General features: G+C 43.9%; 20 protein-coding genes and 1 pseudogene. 17 read left to right on the forward strand and 4 right to left on the reverse strand.

Annotated elements, in window-relative coordinates:
* The first annotated feature begins 178 nt into the window (after positions 1 to 178).
* From WJ238_RS11585 to WJ238_RS11600, 4 genes are all read left to right on the forward strand, one after another.
* A complete protein-coding gene (locus WJ238_RS11585) occupies positions 179 to 970 on the forward strand; it encodes a zinc dependent phospholipase C family protein (protein ID WP_316269154.1) in 792 nt (263 codons plus the stop codon).
* A complete protein-coding gene (locus WJ238_RS11590) occupies positions 912 to 1,934 on the forward strand; it encodes a DNA/RNA non-specific endonuclease (protein WP_316269152.1) in 1,023 nt (340 codons plus the stop codon). The genes WJ238_RS11585 and WJ238_RS11590 overlap by 59 nt, the downstream gene beginning before the upstream one ends.
* A gap of 135 nt (positions 1,935 to 2,069) precedes the next feature.
* Positions 2,070 to 2,651, forward strand: coding sequence for a 50S ribosomal protein L25 (locus WJ238_RS11595; RefSeq protein WP_316269151.1), 582 nt, complete (start codon positions 2,070 to 2,072; stop codon positions 2,649 to 2,651).
* Positions 2,652 to 2,837: 186 nt separating this feature from the next.
* A complete protein-coding gene (locus tag WJ238_RS11600) occupies positions 2,838 to 4,115 on the forward strand; it encodes a nickel pincer cofactor-dependent isomerase, group 22 (RefSeq protein ID WP_337607008.1) in 1,278 nt (425 codons plus the stop codon).
* On the opposite strand, the gene WJ238_RS11605 is transcribed toward WJ238_RS11600, so the two are convergent.
* Complete coding sequence (locus WJ238_RS11605; protein WP_316270103.1) at positions 4,079 to 5,266, reverse strand: MFS transporter; 1,188 nt, start codon at positions 5,264 to 5,266, stop codon at positions 4,079 to 4,081. The two genes, WJ238_RS11600 and WJ238_RS11605, sit on opposite strands and share 37 nt — an antisense overlap.
* A gap of 129 nt (positions 5,267 to 5,395) precedes the next feature.
* On the opposite strand from WJ238_RS11605, the gene WJ238_RS11610 reads away from it, so the two are divergent.
* From WJ238_RS11610 to WJ238_RS11665, 12 genes and pseudogenes are all read left to right on the forward strand, one after another.
* On the forward strand, positions 5,396 to 6,322 hold the full coding sequence (locus WJ238_RS11610; RefSeq protein ID WP_316269147.1) for an AraC family transcriptional regulator: 927 nt from the start codon (positions 5,396 to 5,398) through the stop codon (positions 6,320 to 6,322).
* A gap of 149 nt (positions 6,323 to 6,471) precedes the next feature.
* Positions 6,472 to 7,623: an aminotransferase class V-fold PLP-dependent enzyme gene (locus WJ238_RS11615; protein ID WP_337607010.1), complete on the forward strand. Its 1,152-nt coding sequence runs from the start codon at positions 6,472 to 6,474 to the stop codon at positions 7,621 to 7,623.
* Between the two features lie 164 nt (positions 7,624 to 7,787).
* The gene (locus WJ238_RS11620; protein WP_230105654.1) at positions 7,788 to 9,062 is read left to right on the forward strand and encodes a double-cubane-cluster-containing anaerobic reductase; all 1,275 of its coding nucleotides are present in this window, start codon (positions 7,788 to 7,790) and stop codon (positions 9,060 to 9,062) included.
* A gap of 4 nt (positions 9,063 to 9,066) precedes the next feature.
* Positions 9,067 to 9,327 (forward strand): putative Se/S carrier protein, encoded by a 261-nt coding sequence (locus WJ238_RS11625; RefSeq protein ID WP_230105655.1) that lies wholly within the window; start codon positions 9,067 to 9,069, stop codon positions 9,325 to 9,327.
* Positions 9,328 to 9,372: 45 nt separating this feature from the next.
* On the forward strand, positions 9,373 to 10,149 hold the full coding sequence (locus WJ238_RS11630) for an acyl-CoA dehydratase activase (RefSeq protein ID WP_230105656.1): 777 nt from the start codon (positions 9,373 to 9,375) through the stop codon (positions 10,147 to 10,149).
* A 2-nt stretch (positions 10,150 to 10,151) separates the two neighbouring features.
* Entirely contained in the window at positions 10,152 to 11,303 is a 1,152-nt protein-coding gene (locus tag WJ238_RS11635) for a double-cubane-cluster-containing anaerobic reductase (RefSeq protein ID WP_230105657.1), read from the forward strand.
* Positions 11,304 to 11,334: 31 nt separating this feature from the next.
* On the forward strand, positions 11,335 to 11,946 hold the full coding sequence (gene yedF, locus WJ238_RS11640; RefSeq protein ID WP_230105658.1) for a sulfurtransferase-like selenium metabolism protein YedF: 612 nt from the start codon (positions 11,335 to 11,337) through the stop codon (positions 11,944 to 11,946).
* A 190-nt stretch (positions 11,947 to 12,136) separates the two neighbouring features.
* Positions 12,137 to 12,796, forward strand: coding sequence for a YczE/YyaS/YitT family protein (locus tag WJ238_RS11645; RefSeq protein WP_230105659.1), 660 nt, complete (start codon positions 12,137 to 12,139; stop codon positions 12,794 to 12,796).
* A 322-nt stretch (positions 12,797 to 13,118) separates the two neighbouring features.
* Complete coding sequence (locus WJ238_RS11650; protein WP_230105660.1) at positions 13,119 to 13,757, forward strand: GNAT family N-acetyltransferase; 639 nt, start codon at positions 13,119 to 13,121, stop codon at positions 13,755 to 13,757.
* Between the two features lie 40 nt (positions 13,758 to 13,797).
* Positions 13,798 to 14,613: a class I SAM-dependent methyltransferase gene (locus WJ238_RS11655; protein WP_230105661.1), complete on the forward strand. Its 816-nt coding sequence runs from the start codon at positions 13,798 to 13,800 to the stop codon at positions 14,611 to 14,613.
* A 145-nt stretch (positions 14,614 to 14,758) separates the two neighbouring features.
* Positions 14,759 to 15,115, forward strand: a complete 357-nt coding sequence (locus WJ238_RS11660) for a hypothetical protein (RefSeq protein WP_230105662.1) — start codon at positions 14,759 to 14,761, stop codon at positions 15,113 to 15,115.
* Between the two features lie 85 nt (positions 15,116 to 15,200).
* Positions 15,201 to 15,740, forward strand: a pseudogene (locus WJ238_RS11665) (ABC transporter ATP-binding protein); the annotation flags it as partial.
* Between the two features lie 72 nt (positions 15,741 to 15,812).
* Here the strand turns inward: WJ238_RS11665 and WJ238_RS11670 are convergent.
* Together WJ238_RS11670 and WJ238_RS11675 are read right to left on the reverse strand one after the other, a co-directional pair.
* Complete coding sequence (locus WJ238_RS11670) at positions 15,813 to 17,096, reverse strand: type II toxin-antitoxin system HipA family toxin (RefSeq protein WP_316269142.1); 1,284 nt, start codon at positions 17,094 to 17,096, stop codon at positions 15,813 to 15,815.
* A gap of 1 nt (position 17,097) precedes the next feature.
* A complete protein-coding gene (locus tag WJ238_RS11675) occupies positions 17,098 to 17,310 on the reverse strand; it encodes a helix-turn-helix domain-containing protein (protein ID WP_230105664.1) in 213 nt (70 codons plus the stop codon).
* Positions 17,311 to 17,586: 276 nt separating this feature from the next.
* On the opposite strand from WJ238_RS11675, the gene WJ238_RS11680 reads away from it, so the two are divergent.
* Positions 17,587 to 17,820, forward strand: a complete 234-nt coding sequence (locus WJ238_RS11680) for a hypothetical protein (RefSeq protein WP_230105665.1) — start codon at positions 17,587 to 17,589, stop codon at positions 17,818 to 17,820.
* 238 nt (positions 17,821 to 18,058) lie between these two features.
* On the opposite strand, the gene WJ238_RS11685 is transcribed toward WJ238_RS11680, so the two are convergent.
* A partial coding sequence (locus tag WJ238_RS11685) for an ABC transporter ATP-binding protein (RefSeq protein WP_337607014.1) occupies positions 18,059 to 18,590 on the reverse strand: 532 nt, incomplete at its 5' end.

Genomic DNA, 18,590 nt, shown 5'->3' on the forward strand with positions numbered 1-18,590 from the left:
GTGATTGGTAGTGCTGCCTACAAAATATTGATATAATAGCAGCGGATTATTCTATAAAAGCTATCCCACGGTAAAAGGCCTTTATTAAAATAATGTTTAGAGAAAATTAAGATGAATAATCAGGAAAGCTGATGTATACTGAGAATCAGGGGTATAAAGTTAAAAAGGAGGTGGGCATATGCCTGCATTTTACGCACATGACCGTTTTGGCAAAGAGGTGTCAGCCCGGCTGAACGGTGAGCTGAAGGAAATCGTAAAAAGATATTACAGACAATTCAGAATCGGTCTCCAGGGACCAGATCTCTTTTTCTTTTACCGTCCGTACCTTCCTAACAAGGTTTCAGAATACGGTAATCATCTTCATGCCATTTCAGCATATCCGTTTTTTGAACACGCAGTAAAGGTTGTGCGGAAAAGAGGAAGAAAGACAAGAGAGTACGCATATCTTCTTGGATTTCTCTGCCATTATATTCTGGACAGTGAATGTCATCCTTACGTGGAAACTTACATTGGAAAGAGCGGAGTTCAGCATCTGGAGATTGAAGAAGAGTTTGAAAAAATGTTGCTGCGTCTGGATGGAAGAGATCCCTTTTCCTATCCCATGGCTAAGCTTGTGCCGGTAGATATCGCAACAGCAGAGGCTATCCGGCCTTTTTATGAAAATATGACAAGTAAAATAGTTCTCCGCTCCCTGAAGGACTTGAGAACGGTAAAAAAACTTTTTACGACCCGCGGTCCTGGGAAACAGGCTCTGATCAATACAGCTATGAAGATGACGGGGAAATATCCCTATTTAAAAGGGTTGATGAATCAGCGCATTGATAATCCCAAATGCCGGGAGAGCAATCAGGAACTGAAGAGGAGATTTGATGGAGCTGTCGGCCTTGCCGTAAAAATGGCGGAGAGCCTGGATGAAAGCGTGCAGACAGGAAAGGGGCTGGAGAGGCGTCTTGACCGGACATTTGGATAATCAGGAAAAAATAAAAGAAAATCAGGGCAGCCTGCCGGAACGTTCAAAGAAAAAGTTCCTTAGCCTGATCCTGGCAGTCCTATGCTTTTGCTTGACTGCCTGTCAGGCACAGAGTGGAGGAGCAGAACAGGAAAACGTTCCGGTGTCTTCGGTATCATCAGAGGAAATCTCTTTGGAAGAAGTGCCGGAATATACAGGAGAACCTTATGTGGAGGTGGATGAAGGAGAACCGGATTTTTCAGAAGAAGAGCTGACAACAGATTCTTATGAAACGTACAGTGAACTGGATGAGCTGGGACGGTGCCAGAGTGCCGAAGCCTGTGTGGGTACAGATCTTATGCCGGAAGAGGAGAGGGAAGGGATCGGAGAGATAAAACCGTCGGGATGGCACACTGTAAAATATGACAATGTAGAGGGAAAATATCTCTATAACCGTTGTCATCTTATCGGCTATCAGCTTACTGCAGAAAATGCCAATGAAAAAAATCTGATTACAGGAACAAGATACATGAATACAGAAGGGATGCTTCCTTTTGAAAACGAGATTGCAGATTATGTGAAGGAGACCGATAATCATGTTATGTACCGGGTCACGCCGGTGTTTGAGGGAGATAATCTGGTAGCATCCGGTGTATGGATGGAGGCAGAATCTGTTGAGGATGAAGGAAGAGGCGTTTCTTTTAACGTATATGTTTATAATATACAGCCGGGAATAGAAATTGACTACAGCCGTGGGGACAGTCGGGAAGCCAGTGATGCAGATGTCCTGGAAAAAGGAGAGACAAGTGATGCAGAGGACAAGAAGGGAGAGACTTATATTATCAATGAAAACACAGATAAGTTTCATAAACCGGACTGCTCCAGCGTATCTGACATGAAAGCCCGAAATAAAAAAGAATTTTCAGGGAACAGGGAAGAACTTCTGGAACAAGGTTATTCTCCCTGCGGAAGGTGTCAGCCATAAGTTTATAAAAATTTAATAAGTATTTTCTGCTATAAGTGTTATAATATGCATGTAACAAGGAAACCGATTTAACTGACCTCTTTGTTTTGCAAAGTTGAAGGCTGTTAAGCAATCAGATTTTGGAGGAAAAGATAAATGAATACTTTAAAAGCTGAAAAAAGAAACATGCAGACAAAAGCGAAAAAACTTAGAAGGGAAGGCTTTGTTACCGGAAATGTATTTGGCAGAGAAATGAAAGAGTCCATGCCGATACAGATATTAAAGACAGATGCAGAGCGCCTGATCAAAGGCCATGGAAAAGGCAGCCAGATCATGTTGGAAGTTGACGGCAAGACCATGGATGTCCTGATCAAAGAGATTGACCTTAGCCCGTTGAAAACAGATATATACGAGATTGATTTCCAGGCTTTGGTGAGTGGTGAAAAAGTTCACTCTGTAGCTGAGGTGATTCTGCTGAATCACGAAAAGGTAAATACAGGACTCGTACAGCAGATGTTGTATGAGATTTCCTATAAAGCAGTCCCGGCGGCACTGGTTGAGAAGGTAGAGATCGATGTGGGAGATATGAAACTTGGTGATTCGCTTCAGGTGAAAGATCTGGATATTGCTAAGAAGAAAGACATTGATCTTATTACAAATCCGGAGACAACGGTAGTAGCTGTCACAGAAATACACAACAGTGCCCCGGAGGATGAAGCGTCGGAGGAAACAGAATAGAAAATATGACTTGAGGGTACACAGGTACAGCTTGTGTATCCTTTTTTATTTTTGTGAAACGTCATTCCTTCGGACTGCTCTATATACAAAATCTGCTTGCCGGATGTATAATGGATTTAATGCCGGATCTTATTGGTCGATATCCGGTGCACTGGTTTTACAGGCAGGAAACAGGAGGGGAAGAGTATGAAATTTCCAAAGATGTATCAAATCTACAATCACGACTACAGCAGGGAAAATATTAGCAATATAGAGACAGAATTTGACCGGGAATATGAAAAGGCAGCCCTTGATCTCGGCAGGATCAAGGGGAAAAAGATAGGAATTGCAGTAGGAAGCCGCGGCATTGACAAGATCTGCTCTATTGTCTCCCTGACAGTAGAAAAAATAAAGGAAGCAGGCGGCAGGCCTTATGTTTTCGGAGCAATGGGTTCCCATGGGAATGGGACGGCAGAAGGTCAAAGGGAGGTGCTTGCATCCCTTGGGATCACAGAGGAAAATATTGGCGCTCCCATTTTGTGCAGCGGTGATACAGAAGAGTGGGGAAGCACAAAAGAGCACGGCTTTCCGGTTTACGGCAATGTGCTGTGCCGGGAATTTGACGCGGTTGTCCTTATAAACAGGGTGAAGATGCATACGGATTTTGAAGATGTGACAGAGAGCGGCGTACTGAAAATGATGGCCATTGGAATCGGAAATCCAAGAGGCTGCCAGAATGTCCACTCCCTTGCATTAAAATACGGTTACGGGACTGTGATCCGGGAAACAGCAGAGTTTATGAGCGCCAGGCTGAACGTTCTTTTTGGGGTGATGATAACAGAAAATGCAGTTCATGAATTGAGAGGTATTTACCTAAGGAAACCGGAAGACTTTGTGGAGACAGAAAAGCAGCTGCTTGCTAAAGTGAAAAAAGAGAGGATGAAACTTCCTGCAGAGAAGATCGATGTTCTGATCGTAGATGAGATGGGGAAAAATATTTCGGGCTCCGGCATGGATACAAAAGTGATCGGAAGAGTTTTTGTAACCGGGCAGTCAGAGCCCAAAGTTCCTAGGGTTACCAGAATCGTTGTTCTTCATCTTACAGAGGAATCTCATGGAAATGCCATTGGGATCGGCCTGGCGGATTTTTCCACAAAGGAGGTTCTGGATCAGATTGATTTTGCGGCTACAGCCAAAAATGCAGTGGCTTCCATGGCTCCTGCACAGGGGAAAATTCCATGTATAGAAGCAAATGACCGAGAAGCTATTGAGGCAGCTCTTGCAACCGCTGCTCTGGACGAGCCGGGAAAAGCAAGGGTCATTCGGATCAAAAATACCAATAATATAGAAAAACTCTGGGTCTCCGAAGCCTTGTATGAGGAGCTGAAAGACAATCCTGATATTGAACTGATCCAAGAAGGGCAGGAACTTCAGTTTGATGAAAACGGTCATCTGGAAGATTCGGCAAAGCTCCTTAAGGACTGACTTTTCAGATAAGCAGCAATACACACAAACAGGACGAGACAAAAGCAAAGATTGACAGCCATGCCGGCTTTCAGGCCAAGCAGATCATTTAAAAGTCCCGCGATCCATGGTCCGACAGCTCCACCAAGTCCCCCGGCTCCATAGAACAGGCCCAGTTTTGTTCCGGGATGAGGAGAGGGGATTTCAGAAATGACGGCGGTGGCAGTAGGAAATATAATGGAGTATCCAAAGCCGGTGAAGGCAAGTACGATGGATACAGAGGCAGGCCCAAAACTGCCGATGGCAATAAAAGCCGCTGATAAGACGGAAAAAAGCAGAAGGCTTTGCAGGTGTCCAAGGCGGTCAACAAAGAGGCTGCCAAAAAGCCGGCCTACCGCGATTCCGGCAAAATGGACGGACAGATACATGGAACTTTCCACTACAGAAATATGCCGGGATTTCTGCAGAAAATCTACCATCCATGTGGCAACTCCGATTTCAGCGGCCACATAGGCAAATATGGCAAGATACAAAAGTCTGACCTGGGGATGCATCACCATTTCCAGCATATCGTGAACAGATACTTTCTCCTTTTTTCTGGTCGTCTGCTCCCTTGGCAGTTTCATGAAAAGAAAATAAATTCCTATAGGAATGACGACCGCAAGGCTAAGGAGGTATACACTTCGCCAGGAGACGTCCTGGTTAAACAGCCATCCGGTCATGATGGGAGTAAAGACGGCGCCTATTCCGAAAAAAGCATTTAAAAGATTGAGATAGCGGCCTCTGTCTGCAGTGCGGACGGAGGCAATAATATTTCCCCCTGCCAATTCCAGCGAACCGCACCCCAGCCCGATAAAAAAGATAAAGAAAAAGAAAAAAGGGAGACTGGAGGAAAGCGAGTAACCGACAATCCCAAAAAGCAGGCAGCATATGGCAAGTAGAAGAGGAAATTTCCGTCCGAAAAGATCTGCAAGATATCCTGCAAAAAAAGAAGCCAGAAAGAATCCGGTATACTCCATAAATGTAATTGCGCCTCCCAGGGAGTAGTCAAAGTTCATGTCTGCTAAAATCACCGGAATTGCCGGTCCTTTTATGTTGTCAACGAAGCCGAACAGAAGATAAGAGAGAAAACATCCGATGATGATATAATTCTGAACAAATTTTTGTTTCATTTTACGCCTCCTTTTTAGAATATATGATATGATGTAATAATAATAGCAAAAAGTGCGGGAGTAAATGAATAAAGCTATCAAAAAATATAAATATTCTATCAAATAGAAATGGAAAGGATGGAAATAAAAATGTTCAGAGGCAAAGTGAAAGTGGATCGCTTTTTGCAGGAGAGAGTCCAGTATGAAAGTCCAGAATTTCCCATTATCAGCAGGGCGGATGTATTTGATGAATTTATTGACGGTGAATTTAGCTGCCATTGGCATGAAGATATTGAATTTACCATTGTTGTGCAAGGAGAGGTGGAATTTCGGATCCACCAGGCGTCGAAAGAACAGCAGATTAAAATTCTGAAAGCCGGTGACGGAGCATTTATTAATGCAAAGACCATGCATTCAGCGCGTCAAGTTGTTCCGGAATCCATCGCGTACTATTTTGTGATCCCTGCCCGGATTTTTCAGATGCAGGCTTCAGATCTTATTTACCGGAAATATGTGCTTCCTGTTATAGAAAGACCGGTGGCTGGACTCTATCTGGAAAAAGAAAATCCGGCGGACTGGGAGCTTTTGGATGTTCTTGGAAGATTTTTCAGAGTCAGAGAATCGGAAGAGTGGGAATTGGAAATCATGGAAAATCTCTGCGCCGTCTGGAGAAGCCTGTGGAAGAGACTGAACCAGGTCAAAGAGGAGGGAAGCCCTTCCCTAGCAAGAAAGAGGCAGGAATACCGGGTAAGGAAAATGCTGGAATATATCCATGAAAATTTTGGCAGGAATATCAGTGTAGAAGATATGGCGGAGGTGATCCATGTCAGCAAAAGTGAATGTTTCCGGAGCTTTCAGAATATTGTAGGCAAAGCTCCGGCAGAGTATCTCATTCAGTACCGTCTGACACAGGCATCCAGAATGCTGGCCGAGACAGACATGAGTATTGCTGAAGTGGGGATGGCAGCAGGCTTTCAAAGTCCCAGTTATTTTGGGAAAATGTTCAGAGACAGGCAGGGAATCTCTCCGGGAAAATACCGAAAGCTGCATCGGCAAAGGGAAGGATATCCGCAATGAGATGAGTGATAGAAAATGCAAATAAATAAATGATAATTATTGAAAAAAACGATAGGAAAAGCTTTCCCCATAATTGTTGAAGAAATAGAAAAGTGATACCGTTATATATAGCTGAAAAGGAAGATAAAACAAAGGGGGATGGTATAACCATGAACAAAAAATCATCCATTTATTTTGATAATGGAAGCACTTCCTATCCAAAGGCTCCCGGAGTGGCCCGGGAAGTCGGCAGATTGCTGACAGAAGGGGCATTTAATATCAACAGAGGGAATTATGAGGGAGCATATGAAGTGGCAGATACGGTACTGGAAACGCGAGAACAGCTGGCTGATCTTTTCCATGCAGAAAGTTCCCGGCAGGTTATATTTACACCGGGAATTACCCATTCCCTGAATTATTTTATCCGCGGATTTTTAAAGTCCGGAGATCATGTCCTTGTGACGGGAATGGAGCATAATGCGGTGATGAGGCCACTGTACGCCATGGAAAAAAGGGGCGTCTGCTATGAGGCTGTCTACACGGATGAGGAGGGAAATGTGTCTCTGGAAGATATGGAGCATAAAATCCGCCCAAATACAAAAGCGATCATTGTCCTTCATGCCTCTAACGTGTGCGGCACGATTGTGCCTGTGGAGGAAATAGGAAAAATCTGCAGGGAACGGCAGATTTATTTTGTGGTGGATACAGCCCAAAGTGCAGGAACGATTCCGGTTGACATGAAGAAGACCGGAATTGATTTCCTTGCTTTTACCGGCCATAAAGGTCTTTTAGGCCCCCAGGGAATCGGAGGATTTTTGATTTCTTCTTCTCTGGATGACAAGATGGAACCACTGATCATGGGAGGTACAGGCAGCCAGTCGGACAGCCTTAAGATGCCGGAAACCCTGCCGGACAAATATGAAAGCGGAACCCTTAATCTTCCCGGAATTATCGGGCTTCATGCAGCTTTATCTTATATTAAGGAGCAGGGAATAGAGAAGATTCATCAAAAAAAGATGGATCTGACGAAATATTTCCTGGAACAGGTGAAGCAGTTTCCGCAGATACGTATTGCGGGAAAGAAGGGGACCGAAGGGAGAGTTGCGGTGGTTTCACTGGATTTTCTAAAGACAGATAACGCGGTGGCAGCCTTTAAGCTGGAACAAAAATATGGCATTATGACCAGGGTGGGCCTGCATTGCGCACCAGCAGCACACTATATACTCGGGACCTATCCTCAGGGAACGGTCCGTTTTGCTTTCAGTACTTTTAATGCAAAAGAGGAGATCGATCAGTGTATTCAGGCATTTAAGGAATTGTAACAGCAGAAAGTGAAAAGGACTTATAGAAAAAGTCAATAAAATGAGAGAATTATTATAAAAAGCAATAAGAAAACGGCCTCTTTATAATTGTTTGGAAATTCTAAAAGTGTTACCGTAATAGAAGGAGTACTGTGGAAAGTACAAAAAGAGGAGGTTATTTTATTATGGCAGATTACAGAAAGATGTGGGAAGATTTGGGAATGGATGTGGACACACACGACCAGTTGTGCGAAGTTTTGCCACAGGCATTTGGCGATGTTTATCTTTCCCAGGAAAACAGGCCGGAGGCAATGGATTATTTTAACTTTGTCGTTGCAGAAATACACGGGGTCCGTCCGGCAGAGCTGATCGAACATCAGAAAAAAGGCGGGAAAGTATTCGGGACATTCTGTGTCTATGTGCCGGATGAAATTGTATTTGCAGCAGATGCGATCGCTACAGGACTGTGCGGCGGATCACAGTTCTGGGTTCCGGGAGGAGAGAAGGTTCTTCCTACCAATACCTGTCCTTTGATCAAGGCATCAGTAGGTGCCAGACTGGACCGTACCTGTCCGTTTTTCCGTATTGCTGACATGTATGTGGGAGAAACTACATGCGACGGAAAGAAAAAAGCATGGGAAATTCTGGCAGAGGATGTTCCGGTACATGTAATGGATCTGCCCCAGATGAAGAGAGAGAAGGATGTCTGTTCCTGGGCGGATGAAATCCGGGAATTTAAAAAAGTAGTAGAGGATTTTACCGGAAATAAAATAACAGCGGAAAAGCTTGCTGACAGTATTCATATGATCAATCAGAAGAGGAAAGCCCTGGAAAGACTGTACGCTTTTCGCAGAAATGACAGGCTTCCCATCAGTGGAAAAGATGTACTTCTGATCTCACAGATCGCATTCTATGATGATCCCACAAGATTTACAGAAATGACAAATAAACTGTGCGACGAACTGGAAAACAGAGTAGCAGAGGGTGTGAGCGTATTTCCGGAAGGAACAAAGAGAATTATGCTGACAGGAACACCTCTGGCTATTCCAAACTGGAAGATCCATAATCTGGTAGAAACAAGCGGAGGAGCAGTTGTCTGTGAAGAAATGTGCACCGGCACAAGATATTTTGAACGCCTTGTAGATGAGACAAAGACGACGGTAGATGAACAGATCGACGCTATTGCAGAAAGATATATGGGAATCAACTGTGCATGTTTTACACCAAACAGTGCAAGAATTGATGATATTGTCCGCCTGGCAAAAGAATATAAAGTGGATGGAGTTATTGATGTAAATCTGAAATTCTGCAGCCTTTATGACGTAGAGGGATATACGGTGGAAAAAGCGCTGAAGGAAGCAGGGATTCCGGTACTTGGAATTGAAACAGACTATGTAGACAGTGATGCACAGCAGCTTCGTACAAGAATCAGTGCATTTATAGAAATGCTGGGGGCATAGGCCCATGTCAGAAAAACAGCATTACATTTTATTTCCCAATCATGATAATGGAATGCGGCTTCACAGAGAGCTGAAGGCACTTGGAATCAGGGCGGTCATCGCCCCGACTCCGAGAAGTGCAAGCAAGTGCTGCGGGATTTCCCTGATTTATCAGGAAGAAGATAGGGAGAAAATAGAGAAATGTATTCAGGAAAACGATATTGAAATTCTGGATATGGTGGTGGTTGAAAAGGATATCAACCCCGGCAGAGACCGGTACTGCTGATGAAAGACCGGAATAGTGAAGAAGCAAAAGACGAAGGGATAGTACATGAATTATATAGGAATAGATATTGGTTCAACAGCTGCCAAGGTGGTGGTAAGAGGAGAAAAGGAACTTGCATTTACCATGCCTACCGGCTGGAGCAGTAAGGAAACAGCGTTGACGATCCGTGAAAATCTGAAGAAAGACGGAATCAATATGGAGGAAGGCCAGGCAAAAGTCGTGGCTACGGGCTATGGAAGAATTGCGGTAGATTATGCAGATTATGTTATTACAGAGATTACCTGCCATGCAAGAGGCGGCCGGGAGCTGGGAAGCGATCACTGCGCAGTCATCGATGTGGGAGGACAGGACACGAAAGTGATCCTCATCGAAAATGGCATGGTGCAGGATTTCCTTATGAATGATAAGTGTTCTGCAGGGACCGGGAAATTCCTGGAAATCATGGCAAACCGTCTTGGAGTTACGCTTCAGGAACTTTTTGATATGGCCGCTGCGGGAAATACACTTTCTATTAGCTCATTGTGTACAGTCTTTGCTGAATCAGAAGTGATCAATTATATTGGGGAAGGCAGAAAGAGAGAGGACATTGCGGCTGGTGTTGTGGATTCTGTTGCAGCTAAAGTGGCTCAGCTTGCAATGAGGAAAAACCTGCCGGATCATATTATTTTGACAGGTGGGCTTAGCAGCAGTGAATATTTTACAAAAATACTGTCAGAAAAAATCGGACAGAAAGTATGCCCTACTGAACAGGGACGATATGCAGGCGCTTTGGGAGCGGCACTGCTGGCAAAAGAAAAGACAAAAACAGATAAAAGGAGATAAAAATGGAACTGATCAAAGAATTGCCAGAGGTATTTGAAGAATTTGCAGAGCAAAGGAAAAATTCTTTTCTCGGAGTAAAAAAATTAAAAGAGCAGGGAGTTCCTATTGTGGGAGCATATTGTACTTATTTTCCCCAGGAGATTGCAATGGCTATGGGAGCCGCCACAGTGGGACTGTGTTCCACTTCCGATGAGACAATACCGGAAGCAGAGAGGGATCTCCCCAAAAATCTCTGTCCTCTGATCAAATCCAGTTACGGATTTGCGAAGACAGACAAATGCCCGTTTTTCTATTTTTCCGATGTGGTAGTCGGGGAGACAACCTGCGACGGAAAGAAAAAGATGTATGAATATATGTCTGAATTTAAAGATGTGTTTTTGATGGAACTTCCAAATACACAGGGCGAGGAAGCGCTGAAGCTCTGGAAAAGCGAGATCATTCGCTTTAAAGAATATCTGGAAAAGAAATTTGACGTAACGATCACCGAGGATGATATCCGGGAAGCGATCAAAGTGAACAATGCCGGACGGCGCTCTTTGAGAAAATTGTATGAGGTTATGAAACATGATCCGGTTCCGATCTGCGGACATGACCTTTTTAAGGTATTATATGGAAGTACCTTCAAATTTGACCGGAGAGAAATTCCGGCAGAGGTAGATGCCCTGGTAGAAAAGATACAAAAAGAATATGCGGAAGGAAAAATGCTGGAGAAGATGCCCCGTATTCTTTTCACCGGCTGTCCTGTTGGAGGAGCGACAGAAAAGGTGATCCAGGCAATTGAGAGCAATGGGGCAGTCGTTGTTACATACGAAAACTGTACCGGTGCCAAATCCATTGACAAGCTGGTAGATGAGGAGAATCCTGATGTGTATGATGCTCTGGCAAGAAGATATCTGAATATCGGATGTTCCGTTATGACTCCTAATCCCAACAGACTGGAGCTTTTGGGACGTCTGATCGATGAATATAAAGTGGACGGAGTAGTTGAAATGACGCTGCAGGCGTGTCATACTTATAACGTGGAGGCTTTTAGCATCCGCAAATTCGTAAACCAGGAAAAAGGGATTCCATATCTCAATGTGGAAACAGATTATTCACAGGCAGATATTGGACAGCTGAATACGAGAATTGCAGCATTTATTGAAATGCTGTAATCATATAGACACAAAGAAAGGTGGAAGAAACATGATAACAGTAAATGCAATGGGAGATAACTGCCCGATTCCGGTGATTAAGACAAAGAAGGCAATGCAGGAGCTGACAGGACCGGAGACAATAGAGGTTCTTGTAGATAATGAGATTGCCGTACAGAATGTATCAAAAATGGCAGCATCCAGCGGAGGGAAAGTAACTTCTGAGAAAAAGGGAGAAAAAGAGTTCCGGATCGTGATTGAAATGGAAGGAGCGCCATCACAGGCTGCCGGAGAGGAAGAGGAGACTGCCTGCATCCCGGATGCCAGAGGAAATACCGTTGTTGTCGTATCTTCTGACCGCATGGGAGAGGGAAATGATGCCCTTGGAAAAGTTTTGATCAAAGGATTTATTTTTGCTGTCACACAGCTGGATACACTTCCTAAAACCATGCTGTTTTACAATGGCGGAGCAACCCTGACCTGTGAAGGGTCGGATTCGCTGGAAGACTTAAAGAGTCTGGAAGCACAGGGCGTGGAGATCATGACATGCGGAACCTGTCTGGATTATTACGGATTAAAAGAAAAGCTGGCTGTCGGAACTGTGACAAATATGTACAGCATTGTCGAGACAATGGCAGGAGCCGGAAGGATCATCCGTCCATAAAGAAAGCAGACGAGGTGTTACAGGATATTTGAATTGTCCAGTGAAAAGTAGGGCATATTAAACTTAAAATGACAAAAGCCGGGGTAAATTTTATTGCCCCGGTTTTTTGAGCCGTGACGTACTTCTTCGTATCAGACATACACATTTTTTTTGATAGTGTTATAATAAAAATGACGGAAAAAGGAAAGGAATGAATATATTGAATAAGTTATCTGTCTATATTTTAAAACGCTATCTGCTCCTTCTGGTGGGCCTTTCAATCATGGCATTTGGCGTCGCATTTTCTATTAAAGCAAGTCTGGGAACCTCTCCGATTTCGAGCGTACCGTATGTGGTCAGTCTGTTTACTTCGCTGACTGTAGGGACGGCTACAATTACAATGCATTGTGTATTTATTTTGCTGCAGATTCTGATCTTGAGGAAAAATTATCACCCAATTCAGCTTATGCAGCTTCCAGTGGCGTTCTTCTTCGGCTATCTCACGGACTTCGGTGTATGGGCAGTCCGGGGAATCCACTGTGATACATACTGGCAGCAGTGGCTTGTCTGTCTTGCCGGTATCCTGCTGGTGGCCGTGGGAGTCAGTTTTGAAGTTAAGGCGGGAGTGATAGTACTGGCAGGAGAGGGAGTAGTACTGGCAATCTGCAAAGTGTTTCCCAAAGTAAAGTTTGGATATATGAAAGTGGGGTTTGACGTAACGCTGGTTATAATTGCCTGTATTTTGTCGCTTTCCTTTACAGGACAGCTTCAGGGCGTGAGAGAAGGAACAGTGGCAGCGGCTCTTTTGGTTGGGATGCTTGCAAAACAACTGGGGAAATTGTTGTCAAAGTGGGAACTGGAAAAGGAATAGGTTGAATTGACGGTCATATATAACAATGCTATAACATACCCGGTATAAAATTTTGTCAATATAAGAAAAAGATATTGATATTTATTTTTAAATTTGCTATGCTAGTAACAGTTGGTTAGATACAACTAACCAAAATAAAAACACGCAGACAGCTTAACTGAAAGTAAAAGATATTTCCACAGATGTCAGCTTCTCTGGGAAAACAGATCGTAAGATATTATAGTTGTCTTCGGAAAAAAGGATGTTCGGCAACTTGTGGGATTGATAGGTACATAAAAGGGAAGGCGATAAACCTGATCAGCCGGCAGAGAGGAGGAATTTTATGTTTATGATACGGCCATACAGAGAGGAAGATGCAGGCGGCTGCGGGCAATGTTTTTACGAAGGCTTTTTCACCTGTCCCATTGATGAAAATGACAGGATTCTTTTGCGGGATTACGCTCAGGTCCTGATAGAAAAGTGCAGTTTTACCTATGTGGCGGAAACTTTAGATCACCAGATCGCAGGTTTTATCAGCGGAAATTACGGAAAAAAATTCCGTCCGCTGAAGACAGATTCTGACAGGTGCAAAAAGCATTATATGGCCTGGTGCCGGATGTTCCTGAAATTTTATCTGAAAGGGTATTGTTTGTCCGAAGCGTTTCAGAAACAGCTGGACAGCTTTATTTTACAGGCGCGTGAGCGGGAAGAGCAGTTTTTTGACGGATGTGATCTGGAGCTGGTGGCTCTTACTTCCAGAACAGATTACCGGAAAGGACTGGGAACGGTGCTGGTATCCAGATTTATGGACAGAGCGGGGAATGACGGGGCTGAAACTGTGCGGCTGTTGACGAATACTCTGGCATCCTGGAAATTCTATGAAAAGAGAGGGTTTACGAAAATCTTGGAAAAACCATTTCCGGACGGTTCCGGACAGAAAACAATTATTTATGAATACTGCCTCGGACAGAGAGAAAAATGAAATGTCCAGACAGCAAATCTGACTAGGGAGAATGCAGGATATGGAGATGAATGGAAGAAAAGGGAAGCCGGTCAGACTCGGTACACACGGAGAAAATTATGGGAACTGGATGTCCGCGCCGGTCTTTTATATGGTGGGTGCACTGGTTGTCTTCATGGCAGTCTTATGCGTTATATCGCATTTTATTCCCGGCATGAGGCTGATCGGGGTTCTGGCGCTGATCGCTGCGGTGGTTGTGCTGATCCTGCTTGCCTGGATCACATGGATCCGACGGCAGTATGCCTTTGACGGGGGAGGCATGATGGAAAAGGTTCATGAGGTTCTTCTGTCTTACCTGGATTTCGACGGAAAGGGGACGCTTCTGGAGGTAGGATGCGGATCAGGCGCACTCTCCATCCGGGCGGCGATTTCCTGGCCGGAGGCAGAAGTGACCGGCATTGATTACTGGGGTGCAGTCTACAATTACAGTCAGACCATGTGCGAGAGTAATGCCCGGAGCGAGGGCGTATATGAACGTTGCAGTTTTCTTCACGGCGACGCCCGGAAATTAGACTTTCAGGATGAAACCTTTGATGCCGTAGTAAGCAATTATGTCTATCATAATATCAACGGCGCGGACAAGCAGGGTCTTCTGCTGGAAAGCCTGAGAGTGCTGAAAAAGGGTGGCGTGTTTGCCCTTAACGATGACATGAAGCCCCGGATGTACGGAGATATGGAGGAGTTCGCAAAAAAACTGCGCAAAATGGGATACCGGGAAGTACGGATCATCGATACGGCACAGGAAGCCTTCGGCTCCCATCGCCGAGCCACGCTGATGATGCTGGGAAATTCCCGAATGATAGTAGGACAAAAATAAGACTGATAAATATACTGCCAGTCTTATATCAGAATATCCATTGACATGCCTGAATTTGTCTTTTATACATTTACAGCCGTGGAGACACGGCTCATTTTTCAACATGTAGTTAGAAATAACTAATTAAAGAAAGAAAAGACTAATTATGAAGAAACAGAAATCCAAGCGGTGGCTGCTGTTTATTCTTGCCGGAATTGCAGCTATTGCAGCCGCACTCCATATATATCTTCCCGATCTTCTGGACAACTTAAGATCAGCCCAAACCTATGATGACCTGCATCTACGCTGTATTTACGGTGCTGGGGATTTGCCTGACTTTAGTTTTCTTGACTTTTTTGCATGTAAATCCACTGATCCTTATATGGGGAACCTTCTTTCTGTTTTCACTTATTATAATTGTGCTGATAGCATAATGCATTTTCATGAAGATACCGGTATCCTGAAAAATATAGAGTATTTGGAATATTTTAATTCAGCTTTGTTTTATTTAGAAAAGAACTAAGCACCAGGGGAATTGTCGGCGCTTAGTTCTTTTCATCGTATCAGTGCTTTTATAGACCCATTTTCAGGGAAGGAATATTGTAGACATGTCTTATATGTCTTTCGTGTTCCAGGATGTGACTCTGTTCAATGATACTGTTATGAATAATATCCGACTTGGCAGTCCAAACGCAACAGACGAACAGGTGATTACTGCGGCAAAGGCAGCCTATTGTGATGAATTTGTACGTGAAATGCCGGACGGGTATCAGACGGTCCTCGGTGAAAACGGCAGCACGCTTTCCGGCGGTGAGCGTTAGCGGATTTCCATCGCCCGTGCCTTGCTGAAAAACGCGCCGATCATTCTGCTTGATGAAGCGACAGCATCCCTTGATCCGGAGAATGAAGTTCTGGTTCAAAAGGCCATTGCAAAACTGGTGGAGGACAAGACGGTCATTATGATCGCTCACCGGCTTCGTTCAGTAGTGGGCGCTGATCAGATATTTGTATTAGATGATGGGAAATTAGTAGAAAGTGGAACACATAGTGAGTTGATGGAAAAGAAAGGTTTATATCAGAGACTATATCATATTCAGCAGGAAAGCCTTGGCTGGGCTGTTCAAAAGTGTACTATTGATTTTGACTAAGGTAAAAAAATACCGAAGTTCAGTGTGTCTCGGTGGAACTTCGGTATTTTTTTCAGGAAACGTGCCCGAATATTATTGACGCCGGATTCCCCCTCTGGCAAGTATTTTTTCTTTTAGGTCGTGCGCATGGACAAATCCTTGAAGTTCAAGATCAATCACGGCTTTATTAAGTGCCTCGTGAAAATGAGATACCATTGCATCAAATCGTTTCATCGCCAGATTAGTACCTAATCCAATATGCTTTGATTGTGCTTCAAAAGACTGTTTTGTTATTTCATTGAGTTTATATATACCTCCGATGCTCAAAGCCATATTTTCTGTGCTGCTTTCATAGATTACTGTGCTGATGATATCATAGGCAGGGGCGAGACGTATTGATTTTAAATCCGGGCTGTATAATAGAGACAGATTTTTAATATGGTTATCGGTGTTCCCGATAAGATAGTTGTAAATACATATATCCCATAGCTTTAGCTGATCTGTCATTGGATCTGCTGAATAGGCGCGGAGTAATGCAAACATTCTATTAAGATAGTCTTCATGCTCCCTCTCATATTTATTTGCTGAAGCAATACCGAGTGCTTGAGCGAAATCTTCCTGATGAAGCCGGTAAGGAACGGAAAGTCCGTTTATTATTCTGGCATCGGGATGTATTTTTCGGTCATATCTTCTGGTCGCGAACAGGACATCACCGTCCGAAAAATCACCAATATTTACTATGAAACTTTCTGGTATATCTATTCCTAAATTACGTGCGGTGAGAAGACACAGCTGTTCATTGGCTACAATTTCTTGTAAACGCACATGGCTTTGCTTTACAATATGGGTGCTTGGAGCATCACCTACGGGAAGATACCACTGGTTGTTTTTTTCATCGTAATACAGACCGACTTTTCCTGAAGCTCCGGTAAGAGATAAATGTGATTTTGTGATTAACTGTGCAGATTCTGTAGCACCTTCTCTGGCTAGATTTTTCGCTTCAGCGTCTGTAAGCCTGCGATATTCAGGCGGAAGATGCGGACTGTTTTGTGCGACAATCCTTACAGCTCCGAGACACTCGTGTCCTAAACCTGCAAGGATAGACAAATAATCGTTCTCATCTACATGCATCCAGCTTGCTACACAACGACGGGTAAAACCTTCCGGAAGGAGACCGTCAAAAAATGTTTTTGTCTGTTCCGGAGAAAAGGCTGCTTTAGTAAGAGGCAAACTTATCGAAATGGGGCGGTTTTCCGGATTTAACAGATATTCGGGAGAGTATGTGAAACTCGCGCGTGCCGGAGTATCCCCAATGATATCCCCGACATAAATGCTTGTCCCGTTAATTTCTATAAATACCGTTAACTTATTGTTCATCTTATCCTCGCTTTTCTATCAATATATCTAATCCGAGTATATTAATGATTTTAAGTGTTTTTTCTAATTCGACCGTGGGCTTCCCGCGTTCCAGGTCAGAAATAAAGCTGACGCTGAATCCCGTGAATTCGGATAAATATGTCTGTGTATAGTGGAGCTCTTTTCTTCGGTCGCGTATTGCTTTGCCAAGCGATTTTGCATCAATTATTTTCATTTCCAACTTCCTTTTTAGCCGAGCGGCATGATTTTTTTAAGTGGTCAATAAATTAGCCGTTCGGCTTTATTCCATAAATTACCTCAAAATTTAGGCGAACGGCTAATTTTTAATATAGTATACTCTGAATTTATCTGTTTTGCAATGAGAAAGATTTTATTCTTGCTTACTGAAACAAATTGCAGGTGGTTTTTAATTGCCTACCCATTGTGTTTTTCACCAAAAAGCGTTATATTTTAGTTAGGCAAAACTAATCGAAGAAAGAGGGAATGAACCATGGGAAGGTATTATCGGTTGTCTAAGGCGTTGAGCGAAGCAGAAGCTTCAGAAATTATGCGTGAGGTCCGCGAAATTGAAGAAGTAGATGAGGCTGAGTATTCCGAGGGATATACCAAGATTCTCGTTTTCACTAATAAGGAAAAATATCCGGAGGTCATGACGAGGATTGTCAATATTGTCAGTCGTGTGGGGCAGGGATGCGAATTAAGCTTTGCCGGGTTTGCGGTCTGAAACAAAATAAAGACTACCGTTTTCATATCAAGTAGTCCTGTATTGGTATGCTTCTTGGCCTGCCAGCCTGCCTTGCAGTGGGAACAATCACAGCAATCCTCTGATCAGCCAGCAATAGAATCTAGACGGAGGGGTGCTCCCCAAAATCCAAATAAGGGTTGCAAAAGAGAAGAGACAGTTCGCCGGAGAATACAAGTCTTAAAAAAGCCCGAATTCTCCGGCAGGCAGACTCATACTTTTACAGTTTCCACCCCGCAGCTTCTTTCCTGACTCCCAGGAAATCCCGGTAGATCCCAGGTGTATCCTTGAGCTCCGCATGGGTTCCATTCTGCACGATCCGTCCTTCGTCCAGCACCAGGATCCGATCTGCTTTTTGTACGGTCTTGAGCCGATGGGCGATCATCAGGATTGTTTTATCACGCATCAGCTCTTCCATGGCTTTCTGAAGTTTATCTTCATTTTCCGGATCAACATTTGCCGTTGCTTCGTCAAAGATAATGATGGGTGCGTTTTTCAGCATTGCCCGCGCAATGGAGATGCGCTGTTTTTCACCGCCGGACAATGTGGCTCCGCCTTCCCCGATCACCGTGTCATAACCGTCCGGCAGATCGGAAATAAAATCATGGCAGCAGGCTTTTTTCGCAGCGGCAACAACCTGATCGTGGCTGGCATCCGGCTTCCCGAATTTGATATTGTTCTCAATCGTGTCTGCGAAGAGATATACATTCTGGAATACCATACTGATCTGATCCATGAGGGATTCCAGTGTA

The sequence above is a fragment of the Claveliimonas sp. genome, assembly GCF_037273965.1.
GTDB lineage: Bacteria > Bacillota > Clostridia > Lachnospirales > Lachnospiraceae > Claveliimonas > Claveliimonas bilis.

Excerpts from the sequence above, each read along its gene's own strand:
- WJ238_RS11585 (WP_316269154.1), top strand. The coding sequence starts at position 179 with ATGCCTGCATTTTACGCACATGACCGTTTTGGCAAAGAGGTGTCAGCC.
- WJ238_RS11590 (WP_316269152.1), top strand. The coding sequence starts at position 912 with ATGAAAGCGTGCAGACAGGAAAGGGGCTGGAGAGGCGTCTTGACCGGA.
- WJ238_RS11595 (WP_316269151.1), top strand. The coding sequence starts at position 2,070 with ATGAATACTTTAAAAGCTGAAAAAAGAAACATGCAGACAAAAGCGAAA.
- WJ238_RS11600 (WP_337607008.1), top strand. The coding sequence starts at position 2,838 with ATGAAATTTCCAAAGATGTATCAAATCTACAATCACGACTACAGCAGG.
- WJ238_RS11605 (WP_316270103.1), bottom strand. The coding sequence starts at position 5,266 with ATGAAACAAAAATTTGTTCAGAATTATATCATCATCGGATGTTTTCTC.
- WJ238_RS11610 (WP_316269147.1), top strand. The coding sequence starts at position 5,396 with ATGTTCAGAGGCAAAGTGAAAGTGGATCGCTTTTTGCAGGAGAGAGTC.
- WJ238_RS11615 (WP_337607010.1), top strand. The coding sequence starts at position 6,472 with ATGAACAAAAAATCATCCATTTATTTTGATAATGGAAGCACTTCCTAT.
- WJ238_RS11620 (WP_230105654.1), top strand. The coding sequence starts at position 7,788 with ATGGCAGATTACAGAAAGATGTGGGAAGATTTGGGAATGGATGTGGAC.
- WJ238_RS11625 (WP_230105655.1), top strand. The coding sequence starts at position 9,067 with ATGTCAGAAAAACAGCATTACATTTTATTTCCCAATCATGATAATGGA.
- WJ238_RS11630 (WP_230105656.1), top strand. The coding sequence starts at position 9,373 with ATGAATTATATAGGAATAGATATTGGTTCAACAGCTGCCAAGGTGGTG.
- WJ238_RS11635 (WP_230105657.1), top strand. The coding sequence starts at position 10,152 with ATGGAACTGATCAAAGAATTGCCAGAGGTATTTGAAGAATTTGCAGAG.
- yedF (WP_230105658.1), top strand. The coding sequence starts at position 11,335 with ATGATAACAGTAAATGCAATGGGAGATAACTGCCCGATTCCGGTGATT.
- WJ238_RS11645 (WP_230105659.1), top strand. The coding sequence starts at position 12,137 with ATGAATATATTGAATAAGTTATCTGTCTATATTTTAAAACGCTATCTG.
- WJ238_RS11650 (WP_230105660.1), top strand. The coding sequence starts at position 13,119 with ATGTTTATGATACGGCCATACAGAGAGGAAGATGCAGGCGGCTGCGGG.
- WJ238_RS11655 (WP_230105661.1), top strand. The coding sequence starts at position 13,798 with ATGGAGATGAATGGAAGAAAAGGGAAGCCGGTCAGACTCGGTACACAC.
- WJ238_RS11660 (WP_230105662.1), top strand. The coding sequence starts at position 14,759 with ATGAAGAAACAGAAATCCAAGCGGTGGCTGCTGTTTATTCTTGCCGGA.
- WJ238_RS11670 (WP_316269142.1), bottom strand. The coding sequence starts at position 17,096 with ATGAACAATAAGTTAACGGTATTTATAGAAATTAACGGGACAAGCATT.
- WJ238_RS11675 (WP_230105664.1), bottom strand. The coding sequence starts at position 17,310 with ATGAAAATAATTGATGCAAAATCGCTTGGCAAAGCAATACGCGACCGA.
- WJ238_RS11680 (WP_230105665.1), top strand. The coding sequence starts at position 17,587 with ATGGGAAGGTATTATCGGTTGTCTAAGGCGTTGAGCGAAGCAGAAGCT.